Raw genomic sequence first — 13,215 nt, forward strand, 5'->3', positions numbered from 1 at the left:
TCAACCTGACGGACTCAATTTTTCCGCCCCCCGCCCTGGATAATTCAGCACAAACCGGACATGCGCCTTCAACCCTGTAGCCAGGGGCGCATCGTCCGCGGTGAAGTAGGGGCTGTGATTGTTCGGGACCTTCTGCATGTTCTGGTCTGCAGGCGTTGCCCCAACATACAAGGAGCCAGCTTGCTGGAGATGCTCGTTAACGATGACGCGGGTGAACTGGATAAACACGGCGCACTTGAGTTCATCGCCAGCAGGCTGGCTCCTACAGTTTCCCGGGATTGCGTGAATAACCAAAAATAAGGACATTCGCTCTGTAACACGATGAATATCAAGGTGGTTTTTAAGGTTATTACTTTCTGCTCACCCGCCGTTTGGCTAGATGTCTACTTCAGCGCCAAGGCCAGGCCGGGGTCCATGGCCGACTATAATTCAGTGTGGGGGGGACCGTCGGAGGTGGCGCTATGCGTATCTTCAAGCAACTCCTGCTCTTGGTCGCGGGGCTTCTGGCAAGCAACCTCTCGCTGGAGGCAATCAGCAGTGGCGGCCTCGGTCAAAATCCTCATCCGGCCGTTCTGGTCAGTGGGCAGCCACAGCAATGCGGGCAATTCCACAATTTCCACAGGGGCTCGTTTCATACGGGAAACCGGCATTTCGTGCCAATGCACAACCAGCACTTTGTGCCAATGCGCAGCCGGCATTTCGTGCTAGTACACAACCAGCACTTCGTGCCATTGCAAACCCGGCATTTCGTGCCAATGGACAACCGGCATTTCGTGCCAGTACTCAACCAGCACTTCGTGCCAATGGACAACCGGCACTTCATACCGATCCACCGGGTGAACAGCATCGAGGTGATAAGAGGGCCCGGGTTCAGCAATCAGCCCTTCGGTTCCAGGCACGTTCACTTTGTGCGTCAGTTCGATCCGCGGACGGGGCAGTTACTGATTCGGGAATTTGACCGGTGAAGCATGCCGCTCCAGCAAACTGAGCAGCAACAACTCACACCATCCGTTCCTGGCGCAATACCTCACCCATGGTCACTTCCTGAATACCTTGGCGCATGACCCGACCTCTTGCTGCAGGAAAAAAAGAGGCCGATCGGCCTCTCAAACCAAGAGCAGAACCTGGATCAGGTGACGAAACGTCGGCTCGATTTTGCGGCTGTGGAGCATTTTTTCCGCTTTCCCGTACATGTCGGGTGGATCCGGTCAGGTATCTGCAGGTTCAGGTGTTCGATTCAGTATCTGGACGAATGGATCTACTGGTGACAGGCATTTCGATTGCCCCGCTCAATGGCGGCCAGACGATCAACATGCTCTTTGACGAATCACGAGGGGATATCAAGGCCATCCATGAGAAGCGCTGGTAGGGCTGGAAAACGAAAAAGCCCGGCATCAGGCCGGGCTTTCTGTAGATGGGCCAAATCCATTTGGCTGATCGCATTGTGCACAGTGAGTGTGACGAAGGTGTGACAGGAGCGGAAACAGAAAGTCCGGTGCTGGGCCATTGCTGCCGGTCAGCACCGGTAGTAATCGGCCAACAGCGGCTACGGTTCAGCCTGTTTCACCGGCATCATCCGATGACGCTTCGCCGCCCATACGACCCCGCCCACCAGCAACATGATCGAGATCACTTCCATCAAGCCAGGCACTCGCTGGCTGAACAGAAAACCGTACACGCAGGCAAACAGCGTTTCGAACACGATCATCTGGCCACTCAACGACGCGGGCATTCGACGCGAGCAAGCATTCCAAAGACCATTGGCAACCCATGAACCACAGAACGCCAGGAACAGGCAAACCCACAGGAAAGTCGTCCAGCGGCTGCTTTCAACCTGAGAGGGCACCAGGTTCGGGAACAGCATCAAGGCCGCGATGCCGAACACGATCGCCACGATACCCGTCACGATGCCTGTCAGCGTCGACCATTCGCTGCTGTTGAAATGGCTTTGCTTGAGATAGCGGGCGTTGTGGGTGGCGTACCACGACCAGCAGACCACAGCACTGAACCCGCAGGCCAGGCCGAGCAACTGGGAAGACAGCGAGGTACCCGCCGCCCGCGTGCCCGTATGTTCCAGACTGACCGATACGATGCCCAGGAATACCAGCAACAGAGGGAGCTTGAGCCTGGTCAGGGGCAGGGAGCCTGCATCGCTACGCCCCAGAAAGGTGATGGCAACCGGCATCATGCCGTTGATAAGGGCGGCCGCGGTCACACCGCTCAGCTGTACGGAAGCGCCCAGGAGCGCGTAGTTCAGGACATTTCCGGTCAGTGACAGACGCAGCAGCATCCAGGCATCGCTGCGCGTCAAACGCGACAGCAGGCGGGACGCGATGGGCAAGGCCACGAGGAGCGAGATCATCCCGTACAGGGCAAACCGTACACTGCTGATCAGCACGGCATTGAATTCCGGCAGCAACGAAGGGCCGATAATCACTCCACCCCAGATGGCACCCGCCAATATCGCAAATACAACCCCACTGTTCATCATCTCGGCTCTGGCAGGCTATTTAGCCGCATTCTAGCCATGGCAGATAAGCGCCACCTGCGATATAAAGTTGGCCACCCATTCCGCATGGGAATGTCTTCTAGCAATCGCCAGTCCCGGAGAACCGTCATTAACCGTTATCTGCGTACCTTGCCCCCATTGGAGACCCTGATCACGTTTGAGGCCGTGGGACGACACGCCAGCTTCACGGGCGCCGCTGGCGAACTGTTTCTGACCCAGAGCGCCGTGAGCAAACAGATGCGCCAGCTTGAGGACTCCATGGGCGTTCCGCTCTTCGAGCGCAAACCACGAGGGGTCAAGTTAACCAGCGCAGGGGATGAACTGCTGATGACGGTTAACGTACTCCTCACCACGATGTACCAAAGCGTCACGCGAATTCGCAATGTTCATCAGTCCAACGCCGTCTCGGTGCTGGCGACCCATGCCCTGGCCCAATTCTGGCTGTTCCCGAAACTGATCGAATTCAACAAGGCGTACCCCGATATCGCCGTGCATGTTCACGCGATGAATGAGTTCGATGAAGCCAGCCTCAATGATTTCGACGTGGGCGTTCTCTATGGTTCTGGCCAATGGCCCTCGCTGGACAGCGATTTCCTGCTGCCGGAAATCGTCTATGCCGTGGCTCATCCTTCACTGGATGTCTCGGGGATTGAGACACTGGAACAATTGGCGCAAGCCAATCTGGTGCAGATCGACACCTGCGCCTGGCAGTGTCTGGACTGGCATCAATGGTTCAGCCACTTTGGTATCGACTTCGTCGCGCGGGATAAAGCCCCGGTCTTCAACCAGCTGACCTTGGCGTATCGGGCCGTTCAACAAGGCATGGGCATCGGCCTGGCCTGGACGTTCATGGCGGATGAGGCGCTGGCCAAGGGAGAATTGCAGCGGGTTACGCCTTTTGAATGCGTAACGGGCAATGGTGAGTTCCTTGTGTCGGTAAAGCATCGCAAGCGTTCTGCCTGTGCCGAGATATTTCGGCAGTGGCTCTTGGGATCGATGGGCGACTGATGACCAAAGCAGACATTCAAGGCAGGCAACTATTGGCCGATTTCTGCCTTCCACGACCGGATGAAACCGACCCGATATAGCGGTCCATCGATGGATGCAAAGCACCGGTACTGGCCTCGACGCTACTTGACCTGCTCAACCTCATAATTCACATAGCCGAATTCGTTGCTGCGAGCCGCCACGTACTTGCCGTTCTGCTCGAATACCGTGGCCTCGAAGGGTGTGCCGCCGAGTGTTGTCAGCAGATGCCCGTCCTTGATTTCATACTTGGCCGGCACGCCGAACTGACCGCCATGCAGCATGTTCAGGTATTCCCCTTGCGCAGGCGGTTTGCCATCGACGCTGGCGACCAAGCGTTGGCCGTCGGTGCCATAGACGATTTCGAATGTCTGGCCGGTGACGGTATTGCGCACCTTGATGGTTTTGCCCACCACGAAGGCTTGCAACTGCTCATTGGTGAGCGCTTTGGCGCCTTCGGTTTTCAGTTGATCGATGGTTTTGCCGCCAGCGACAGACTTGCTGTCCTCGGCTGTCGGCGTGTACCAGATCGGTGAGGTCCACGCGCGCTCCTGGACGGTGGGGGAGACGTCGGCCGGTGGCGGTACTTGCAACTTGGCCGCGTCATAGGTGCTCCAGCGCGGTGTCGGAATCTGTAGCACACGGGCGTAGTAGAACGCGTGCTGGGCCGGATCGAAGTCCGGATCGACCCAGACTTTTTTCAGCTCGGTGGCACCGATGGTGTTGGTGTAGGTCGCCTTGGAAACATCGACCGTCGAGCCCACCGGCGGGACCTTGCCGGTGACCGGGTCCGGTTGGCGATCACCGGACCAGGCGACGTCGTAGATCTTCTCGAAGGTCTGGCCGTTTCTGGTCCAGCCCTTGATGATCTGGATTCGGTCGAGGTTGCCATCGTCGGCATCCTTGACCGCCCACACCACGAAGGACGGTGCCTGTTTGCCCGATTTTGCCGGCAAGTCGCCGCCCATGGGAACGCCCTTGGCGTAGGCGGCATGCACCCAGTCTTTGTCGTTCCACAGACTGTTGTCGAAACCCCAGCCACCAAAGATGCGCACGGGGATGCGCACGCCGCTGGTGCCGTAGACCTCTTTACGCTTCATGGCATCGAAGATCGATTCACGGTTGTTTTCTTCAGCCCAGACGCCGGCGAGACCGGAGGTGCTGGTTTGCAGGGCCATCATGCCCGAGTTCTGTTTGCCGGAAAGACGCGCCGCCGGGGTGCTGTCGGTGAAACCGTGGGAGCCGAAGTTGTTGCTCTGCGAATAGGGAATCACCCCGTTGTGCGAGTCGCTGGCGCCGACCACGCCCATTTTGTACGGGTTGTATCCACGGGCTTCCTGCAAGGCCATGCCGTTTTGCCAGGCTTGCCTGATGTAGCTGCCATTGAGTTTCGACGTGCTGTTGTCGATGCCGATCAGGAAACTCATGATTTCGTAATTGGCGAATTCGTCGGTCGGCGACAGTTCCGGGTGAGTTTCGGAGGTGCCCTTGACCTGGTGAATTTCGGTGAGCGATTCATTGCGCATCCGCGTTTCGGCCCACGCCGCATCGATGGGGCGGCCACGGTCATCGACATCCACCGGAAACATCAGGCCGTTGCTGAGGTTGGCATTGTGGGAGATCGCCAGCACCTCGTTGCCCTTTTTGCGTTGATCGTCCATCCAGCCCCACAAGTCCTCGGGTTTGCTCGAGTCGAGCGCCGTGAAGGGCAGGTCCGGCACCTTCTTCGAGTCGCGGAAAAACACGTTGCGGTGCATGTTTTGATTATTGGGTGCAGAGGTCCACTCATAGGCGACGAAGGTGGTGAACTTGCCGGGCTTGTAATACTTGTCGGCGATGGCGATGTTCTGCTGCCAGATGTTGCCGGCAACCTTCGGATCAATCAGCTCCTTGATGGGATTGTTCAAGCTGCCGGCGATCCATTTGAACACCCGGTTGAAATCCTCCGGAGTCTTGGCTATCAGTTTTTGCGCGATGGGCAGTTTACTGAAGTCTGACTTCGGATCGTTGGCCAGCGCGATCACGCCCACGTATTCCGAATGATCGGTCACGCCATGGAAATCCAGCGGTCGGCCTTTGAGCTGCACTTCAAAGCCCATCGGATGCTTGACCGGCATGCCAAGCGAGTACTGGTAGGCTTGCTCGGGATCGACCTGATGGTTGCCGATCAGATAGGCATCAATCGACCAGGAGCTGTGCGAGTGAGTCTGGCCAAAGTAAACCTCGCGATCCGGGTTGCCCTCCGCCAATGCCAATGTGCTGACAGTCAGCACGGCGCAACCGAGCAGTGACGGCGTGGTGAAGTGTGTAAGGGTTTTCATATTCCACGTCTCCGGAAAACGGCAGTGACAGGGTGAAGTTCAGGCCCAGAAGCTCAAGACTCGTTCGAAAAACCAGAAGGCAGCCAGCGTTCCCAACCCGTAGGAAGCAACAGGCCGGGCATACAGGAGCGCGGGCCGTGGCAGCCGACAACGCAGCAACAGCGCTCGCAGGCTCAGCACGGCGGCGACAAACATCAACTGGCCGATTTCGACGCCGACATTGAAAGTGAACAGCGCCAGTGGCAGGTCGCGCTGGGGCAAGCCGATTTGCGCCAGCGCACCGGCAAAACCAAAGCCATGCAACAAGCCAAAACAGAACGCCACCACCCATGGCCATTGGAGGGTGAAGCTGACGTCACCACGGTTCTTGCGGGCGATTTCCACTGCCAGCAACAGAATGCTCAGCGCAATCGTTGCTTCCACAGGCGGGCCGGGAAGCCGCACCGCACCCAATGCTGCGAGCGCCAGGGTGATGGAGTGGGCGAGGGTGAACGCGGTGATGGTCTTCACCAGCATCCAGCCATTACCCACCAGCAGCAGGAGACCGAAGACGAACAGCAAGTGATCGAAGCCACCCAGGATGTGCTGGATGCCATGGACCAGAAACGCACCGGCCACCGAGAACGCTCCCGGCGTGGCAGCGATTTCTATCCAGGGTTGCGCAGGGTGGACGAGGGTGGTCGCCAGGCTGCCATCCAGGCGCGAGACACGCACCAGCACATCGGTGATGCTCGCTTGCAGGCCGATGAATTCGATGCGCTGCCCGACCAGGCCTGCGGGACCGGCATCAATGATCCGGCGCTCGATCAGCGAGTCGTTCAGTTCGCTTTCCACCGGGTCAGCGACAGTACGCACACCTTCGGCAAACCGCAGCGCAATCGGTAATCGCATGCCTGACAGCACCGGCGTGCGCCACACAACGTCATAGCGCCCGGCAGCTGTTTCGTTGAGTTCCAGGTAAGCAGGGCGCGACTCATGGGCCATGGCGGTCAGCCCGATAAACCCGAGCAGCAACAGCAGCCAGACCGTGCGCCTCATCACGGCCGCTCGACTTGAGTGGCGGCAATTGCGCTGGTGGTCGTCGGCATCATCACCACGACTTCATAGCGTGCTTTGAGCGCATCGAAATTCGCGCGTTTCGATGCGCTGCGTTGCTCGGACAACCAATCGGACTTGACCTGTTGGGCTACGGTTTCGAAAGCCGGTGCCGGTGGTTTGGCCAGCGTATCGATCCACACCAGATGCCAGCCAAAACCTGACTCCACAGGCCCCACCCAACTACCCGGCGTTTGCTGGAACAACGAAAGGGCGAACTTTGAACCAAAGACCCGCGCCACTTGATCCTGTGATTGCTCTGTGTAGGCGCTTTTAAACATGAAGGCATCGCCTTCACCGCTACTCTTGTCAGTCAGCTCTCTTAGCGCGGCCTGAGCCTGGGCCTGCGCATCCGCACCACGTTTGTCCAGGGCGAAGAACACATGATGGAAGGTCGCCAGTGGCGGCGGGGCATATTGGTCCTGATGCTGGTTGTACCAGGCCTCAAGTACACCGGGTGCCGGTTCGCGAAGTGACGCTACATCTTCGGCGAGGAAATCCATTTTTTGCGCCAGTCGGCGGCGAATGATGGTGTCGTCTTTATCCAGGCCGAGTTTCAGTGCTTCGCGATAGAGGATTTCCTCTTTCACATATTCATCAATCAGGCCCTGCAACTGCTGTTCCGAGGCGGGGCGTTGCCATCGCGCCAGCCAGGAAATCGCGATCCGCTGAACAACTTCAGGGGTGATTTCGATGCGTTGTGGATCTTGATTGACCGTTGAACGGTGCAAACCTCCATACAACACAAAGAGTGCGAAACCGGCGATTAAAAAGTGCAGTAACGGCTGGCGAAGGCATCGCTTGATCAACGAAAGTCGAGATTCTTTCGCTTCGCAGACGCTTAAGTTCATGACTTATTGCTCCACGCTATACTCGAATGGTTTTCGAAGCAGAGTGGAGTATTGCTGCTGGGCCGGAACTTTCCACCGGGGTTAATCACGATAAGCACTAAGCATTAGTCGCAATCGGATTAATCCATTTCCCGAGCCCGTGCAGTCTTGCACCTATACAGCCCGGGATGGAGCGTTCATGTAATGAAAGGACTGCTGGTTTTTGCCGCGATCATCGAGGCAGCCACTGGCGTGGCACTGATACTTGTCCCATCGCTGGTCGGGCAACTTCTGCTTGGCATCGAACTGACAGGCGTCATCGTCCGCGTGGCCGGCATCGCCCTCATCGCATTGGCGGTCGCCTGCTGGCCCGGACCAGCAATGTTCGGGATGTTGATCTATAACGCAGCGGTTGCGCTTTATCTCGCCTATGTTGGCATCTCGGGCGACTCGAGTGGGGTACTTTTGTGGCCAGTGGTCGTCTTGCACGGGATCATGACGGTACTTTTGATTCGGGCAATGACGAGTCTGTCAGACCGGGACGCTCTACGATGAAACCACCTATTTGAATGCCTTGAGGAAGCGTGGTTCATCGCTTCTCAAGAATCTCGATTTTGGTTGACTGACTTCCTCAGGGCGTCAAGCTGAATCCTCTCACATGCATTCGCGACTAGAGTTTCACTGCCGACTAATCTAAAGCCCGATCAGATTCAACCGTGCAACATCTGGTCTCGAGCGTCTCTGGGAAACCGATATGACAAATCCGCAAGATAAAGCCGAATCCGACGAAGATTTAGCTCAGATGATTATGGGGAAAGGTCCCTACACCTATCTATTGCTGCTCTTGTTAGGATTGATCCTTCTGTTTCCCTTTCTTGAGGAAGGTATATTTGCTCGCACGTTGCTTGGCATTCTTTTTTCAATCGTTCTGCTCGTGGGGGCTTTCGCCACCAGGCAGACTCGGCGGGGGCTCATCCTCAAGCTGGGCCTGGCGTTGCTTGGGGTTGGCCTTCAATGGGGAGCGTTGTGGGCTGAGAGTTCGGCGATTCTTCGGCTTGCCGGGATAGCTTATGTGGCGTCTCTTGTCGTCTCGTTCAGTGGAGTGCTTCGCTATATTCTCAAGCACGGACCGATTACAGCGGACAAGCTGCATGGTGCGCTTGCGGGTTACATCATGCTGGCCTTCGTCTGGTCGTTCGTATATGCCCTGGTCGAGATGTCCAGGGCTGGCTCATTCGGCCCTGGCCAACTCGACTTCGTACAGCCTGGCACTTTCTTCAAGCTGATCTATTTTAGCCTCACGACGCTCACAACTACCGGTTACGGTGATGTTATTCCTATGACCAACCATGCCCGCTCACTTGTGATGGTCGAAGAGTTTTCAGGCGTCTTTTACGTTGGTGTTGTGATAGCGAGATTTGCCGGTCTTTATCCATCGAATCAGACTAAGTGACTTTCGATTTGCCTGAGCCACCTCCGGGCATTAGTGAACGGAGCAGCGCCTGTGTTGCAGGTGGATTGATCCTGTGGCTTCGCACTAGCGACGATAGTAGCGATGGTCGTCCTCGTAGCGGTACCGCATGGCCCGATCCTGGTGGTGCTCCCAATAACGCCGGCGCTCGGCCTCTCGGCGGGCTTGCTCTCTACGCCAATTATCTCTACGCCATTCGTCTCGGCGCCAATCGTCTCTACGATCGTGCCAACGGCCGTCATGCCAGTATCGGCCGTCATGCCAGTATCGGTCGTCATGGGCAAGCAACGGCCCTGGCTGCTTGTCGGCCATACTGGCCAAGGTCGGCCAAGGGTTGCCGGTAGCCTGGACCGGAGCCTGAACGGCTGCGACTTCAGTTGCGAAAACAGGGGTTGAGGTCTTCATCTGTGTTGCTGATGCCGAGCCCACTGCCGCGAACGCGAACAGGCCGAAGAGCACCATCCGGGGATCATGGAATTTCATGAACGAAGACAACCTCTGATTGACAATTGGACGTGTGGCCATCTGGCGACGGGAAGCCTGCGGGGTCGCGCTTACCGAGCGGATGTGCCTGTCCAAATAGACCGATAAACAGGGAAAAGTTCTAGGGAGCCGCTGCTTGGGACGGAGTGCTTCTGTGGGCATCAATCAAATTGAGACAATCGTTCAGAGTAGCGCCAATTATTTGAATAGGAATGATATGTATTTACTTACAAAAGATAATCGTTATTATTCGCGCGATAATTCATGCAAAGGTGTCCATAGTGGCTCGATCGCGCATTTACCCAGCCTCTCTGTCGTTGCTGGGTGTTCTGGTTGTACCTGATTTACAGGCAGAAACGGAGTTTGCTCTAACCCTACCGGCAACCGCTGTGAACAGTGAGTACAGCGAGCAGAGCTACATGTCGACCGAGAGCAGGAGCGCGCTGAAGATCGATGCCCCGCTACGAGATATCCCGCAAACTGTCAATGTGGTTCCCCAGAGCGTCATCAAGGATCAGGGGGCTCAGTCGATGGAAGACGTGCTGAAGAATGTCCCCGGCATTGGCCTGTCCAATGGTGACGGCCAGCGCGACCAGGTCACCATCCGTGGTTTCAGTGCCATTGGCGACATGTACATCGACGGCATTCGCGACGATGCGCTGTACTTCCGGGATCTGTCCAACGTCGAGCGGGTGGAAGTGATCAAGGGGCCGGCTGCGGTGCTTTATGGCCGAGGCTCTTCGGGGGGCCTGATCAACAGCATCAGCAAGACACCCAACTTCGCCCCCAAACAGGAGGTCGGCGTCAGTGTCGACAGCGAGGGCAAAAAACGCACTCAGTTCGATGCCGGTTGGGCCGATCAGCAGCAAGGCGATAAAGCCTTTCGTGTGACCGGTGCTCTGGAGAACAGCGACACCTTCCGGGATGACGGCTACATCGACCGCAAGGCCATCGCGCCTTCGGCCTACTTCAAGCTATCGGATGATCTGGAACTGGACCTGGGCGCTACCTATCTGTATGACAAGCGCCTGATTGACTTCGGCATCCCGGCACGAGGCGACCGACCGGTCGATGTGGATCGTGACAAGCGCTTCGGTGCCGCCGACCCGGATGATGACTACACCCGCAGCGAAGTGTTCTCGTTCACGGCGGGTGTCGACTATCGGATCAACGACGATTTCACCCTGAGCAATACCAGTCGTTACTACCACTACGACCTGGATCGCAACAACACTCTCGCTGACTCCAGCCCGACACGTTTCGTCACTGCTCCCAATGGTGAACTGCTGGTAAAACTCAACCGCGGCAATGTGCAGCGCAAGGAGGACGGGTGGTTCAACCAGACCGAACTCAAGCAGCGCGCCGTGCTCGCCGGGATGAACCATAACCTGCTCTATGGTGTGGAGCTGGGGCGCCAGGTGAAGGACCAGTCCGTATTCAGCCAGTCCAATGTGGCCAGGGTGCCGGTGTACCGCGATGCCTTGGTCGACGTTCCGTTCCAGGCCAACCGGCAAACCGCCAAGGGTACCAATACCCAGGACACTGCCGGCTTCTACATACAGGACCTGATCGAACTGGCGCCACAGTGGAAGGCTCTGTTGGGTGTGCGTTACGACGTGTTCGACCAGGAATACGCCGATGACCTGACGCACAGCGAGCTGTCGCGCACCGATACCACCTGGAGCCCGCGAGTCGGTCTGGTCTACCAGCCTGATCAAGTGCAGTCCTATTACGTTTCGGTGAGCCGTTCTTACCAACCCTCCGCCGAGATGTTCGCCCTGAGTACGACGAACCAGGATCTTGAACCAGAGGAGACCACCAACTTCGAGATCGGCGGCAAGTGGGACCTGCTCGACAATCGCCTGGCGTTGACGGCGGCACTGTTCCGCCTGGAACGCACCAATATGAAAACCAGCGATCCGGCGAACCCGACCAAACTGGTGCTTGCGGGTGAGCAGCGTACCGATGGCCTTGAGCTGACCGCCAGCGGGCAGTTGAGTGACAAATGGCAGGTCTATGCCGGTTATGCCTATCTGGATGCCGAGATCAGCAAGTCCAACAGCTTTACCAACGGTGTCGCCAACGAAGGCCAGGTACCCACCCTGACGCCGCGCCACAGCGCCAACCTGTGGTTGGTGCGTTCGCTGACGCAAACCTGGCGTGTGGGCATGGGGGCCAACTATGTCGATGATCGCTATACCGCGCTGGATAACAATGTGGTGATGCCGGCTTATACAACAGTGGACGCTGCACTGCTGTACAACCAGCAGAAATGGGACATGGCCCTGCGTCTGCGCAACGTTTTCGACAAGGACTATTACGCTTCGGCGCATGGTTCGGTGGATCTGATCACGCCCGGTGCCCCACGGACGCTGGAGCTGAGCACCAACTATCGCTTCTGAGTACAACCCTGAAGAACAGGCGCCCGGCATTGTCGGGCGTTTGTTTGGGGGGCTTTCAAAAAGCGCTGTTCATGATCAGGATCCGGCAACAGGCATGTGTCGTATTTCCCGAAGAGCCGATAACGATTGAGCGCAATGCGGTCGTATGCCCAGTCTCGAAGTTTGCGTGGGAAAATGCGCAACAGACTCACGGGGCGCCAGTGTGCGGGAAACTGGGCGATGATTTCGAAAAATGCATTCGAACGCTCCCAGTAGTGTCGGTCGCGGATCACCACCATGGTGTCGAATTGATCCATGGGCAAACCCGCCCACGCGAGCAGGGCCTGCCCCTCGGGTGACTGAACCGCCGCCAACCGCAGGCGCCGCTGGCGGTCATGGCGAACCAACAACCTCACCCAGCCATTGCACAGCTTGCAGACACCGTCGAACAAGACCACCGTCTCTCCAGGTTTGAGCAGCGGCGCGGGTGTGGGGCGGATGTGCGAGGCTGGCATAAGCATGGGTCCAAGGGAGCCTGGTTATCCCGGAACACTGGTTTTTGTGCAAACGGGATTTCGGTTAAAACGGCAAATGCAGCACCTTGAGTGCTGCATTTGAGGCTTGAGGCCGTACATTTCTGCCGGCCTGGGGACGCGCTGCACCGATCAGCCGTTGGCGCGATCGGTTGCCCTGGCTTTGCTTTGAGCGACAGCGGCTTCAGCCTTCTGTTTCTGTGCAACCTGGTAGGTTTCCATCGAGACTTTCCGGGCCGACTCCATGCGTGCGAAGGTACGGTCCCCACCACCTGTGGCCATCGCCAGAGAAGAAGCGGTCAGAGTGGCGACTACGAAGAGAACTTTCATGGATTTCATTAGGGTATCCTCAAGTGAAACTTTGTGAACGGCTAACAACGGAACTTATTTACTGAAGCTGAACTTCCTTGTTCAACCTGGCTTCACCAGCCAGCCAGGGCGGCGTTTCCTGGTTTCCAGGTGCCTTGCTCCATGCGCGCTTCGGTGTCTCTGTTTTTTGCCCAGACAGTGAGCAGTACCATCATCCCGAATCCACCGACGATGAGAACCGGATAGGCTGCCAGCAA

The 13,215-nt window shown here is 57.2% G+C and carries 12 protein-coding genes and 1 pseudogene; 6 read left to right on the forward strand and 7 right to left on the reverse strand.

The genetic code is table 11. The features are described from left to right. Positions 1-171 (reverse strand): annotated as a pseudogene (locus tag PMI29_RS32375) (amidohydrolase); the annotation flags it as partial. Positions 172-461: 290 nt separating this feature from the next. Here PMI29_RS32375 and PMI29_RS28715 point away from each other — a divergent pair. Both PMI29_RS28715 and PMI29_RS30675 read left to right on the forward strand, forming a co-directional pair. Beyond that, positions 462-965 (forward strand): hypothetical protein, encoded by a 504-nt coding sequence (locus PMI29_RS28715; protein ID WP_007993333.1) that lies wholly within the window; start codon positions 462-464, stop codon positions 963-965. A 95-nt stretch (positions 966-1,060) separates the two neighbouring features. Continuing rightward, on the forward strand, positions 1,061-1,369 hold the full coding sequence (locus tag PMI29_RS30675; RefSeq protein ID WP_081501611.1) for a DUF1652 domain-containing protein: 309 nt from the start codon (positions 1,061-1,063) through the stop codon (positions 1,367-1,369). A gap of 177 nt (positions 1,370-1,546) precedes the next feature. Here PMI29_RS30675 and PMI29_RS28710 read toward each other — a convergent pair whose 3' ends face one another. Further along, positions 1,547-2,491 carry a DMT family transporter gene (locus tag PMI29_RS28710; protein ID WP_007993334.1) on the reverse strand — a complete coding sequence of 315 codons (945 nt, stop codon included), beginning with the start codon at positions 2,489-2,491 and terminating at the stop codon, positions 1,547-1,549. Positions 2,492-2,581: 90 nt separating this feature from the next. Between PMI29_RS28710 and PMI29_RS28705 the strand changes: the two genes are divergently transcribed. Then, the gene (locus PMI29_RS28705) at positions 2,582-3,517 is read left to right on the forward strand and encodes a LysR substrate-binding domain-containing protein (RefSeq protein WP_081501612.1); all 936 of its coding nucleotides are present in this window, start codon (positions 2,582-2,584) and stop codon (positions 3,515-3,517) included. Between the two features lie 122 nt (positions 3,518-3,639). Here the strand turns inward: PMI29_RS28705 and PMI29_RS28700 are convergent, their stop codons facing one another. From PMI29_RS28700 to PMI29_RS28690, 3 genes are read right to left on the reverse strand one after another with little or no spacing between them, the layout of a single operon-like run. Continuing rightward, the gene (locus PMI29_RS28700) at positions 3,640-5,856 is read right to left on the reverse strand and encodes a DUF3604 domain-containing protein (protein ID WP_007993336.1); all 2,217 of its coding nucleotides are present in this window, start codon (positions 5,854-5,856) and stop codon (positions 3,640-3,642) included. Between the two features lie 39 nt (positions 5,857-5,895). Further along, positions 5,896-6,894, reverse strand: coding sequence for a HupE/UreJ family protein (locus PMI29_RS28695; protein WP_007993337.1), 999 nt, complete (start codon positions 6,892-6,894; stop codon positions 5,896-5,898). Beyond that, positions 6,894-7,802: a peptidyl-prolyl cis-trans isomerase gene (locus PMI29_RS28690; protein ID WP_007993338.1), complete on the reverse strand. Its 909-nt coding sequence runs from the start codon at positions 7,800-7,802 to the stop codon at positions 6,894-6,896. Before PMI29_RS28690 ends, PMI29_RS28695 begins: the two co-directional genes overlap by 1 nt. A gap of 183 nt (positions 7,803-7,985) precedes the next feature. Here PMI29_RS28690 and PMI29_RS28685 point away from each other — a divergent pair, with 183 nt between their 5' ends. The 3 genes from PMI29_RS28685 (at position 7,986) to PMI29_RS28675 (ending at position 12,137) form a co-directional block, all read left to right on the forward strand. Continuing rightward, positions 7,986-8,336, forward strand: coding sequence for a hypothetical protein (locus tag PMI29_RS28685; RefSeq protein WP_007993340.1), 351 nt, complete (start codon positions 7,986-7,988; stop codon positions 8,334-8,336). Between the two features lie 199 nt (positions 8,337-8,535). After that, on the forward strand, positions 8,536-9,234 hold the full coding sequence (locus PMI29_RS28680) for an ion channel (RefSeq protein ID WP_007993342.1): 699 nt from the start codon (positions 8,536-8,538) through the stop codon (positions 9,232-9,234). Between the two features lie 779 nt (positions 9,235-10,013). Continuing rightward, positions 10,014-12,137, forward strand: coding sequence for a TonB-dependent siderophore receptor (locus tag PMI29_RS28675; RefSeq protein WP_033051886.1), 2,124 nt, complete (start codon positions 10,014-10,016; stop codon positions 12,135-12,137). On the opposite strand, the gene PMI29_RS28670 is transcribed toward PMI29_RS28675, so the two are convergent. Both PMI29_RS28670 and PMI29_RS28665 read right to left on the reverse strand, forming a co-directional pair. Next, positions 12,125-12,631: a thiol-disulfide oxidoreductase DCC family protein gene (locus PMI29_RS28670; RefSeq protein ID WP_007993352.1), complete on the reverse strand. Its 507-nt coding sequence runs from the start codon at positions 12,629-12,631 to the stop codon at positions 12,125-12,127. The genes PMI29_RS28675 and PMI29_RS28670 overlap by 13 nt on opposite strands. Positions 12,632-12,781: 150 nt before the next feature. Then, complete coding sequence (locus PMI29_RS28665) at positions 12,782-12,988, reverse strand: co-regulatory protein PtrA N-terminal domain-containing protein (RefSeq protein WP_007993354.1); 207 nt, start codon at positions 12,986-12,988, stop codon at positions 12,782-12,784. Positions 12,989-13,215 lie beyond the last annotated feature (227 nt).

It is taken from the genome of Pseudomonas sp. GM49 (assembly GCF_000282355.1).
Classification (GTDB): Bacteria; Pseudomonadota; Gammaproteobacteria; order Pseudomonadales; family Pseudomonadaceae; genus Aquipseudomonas.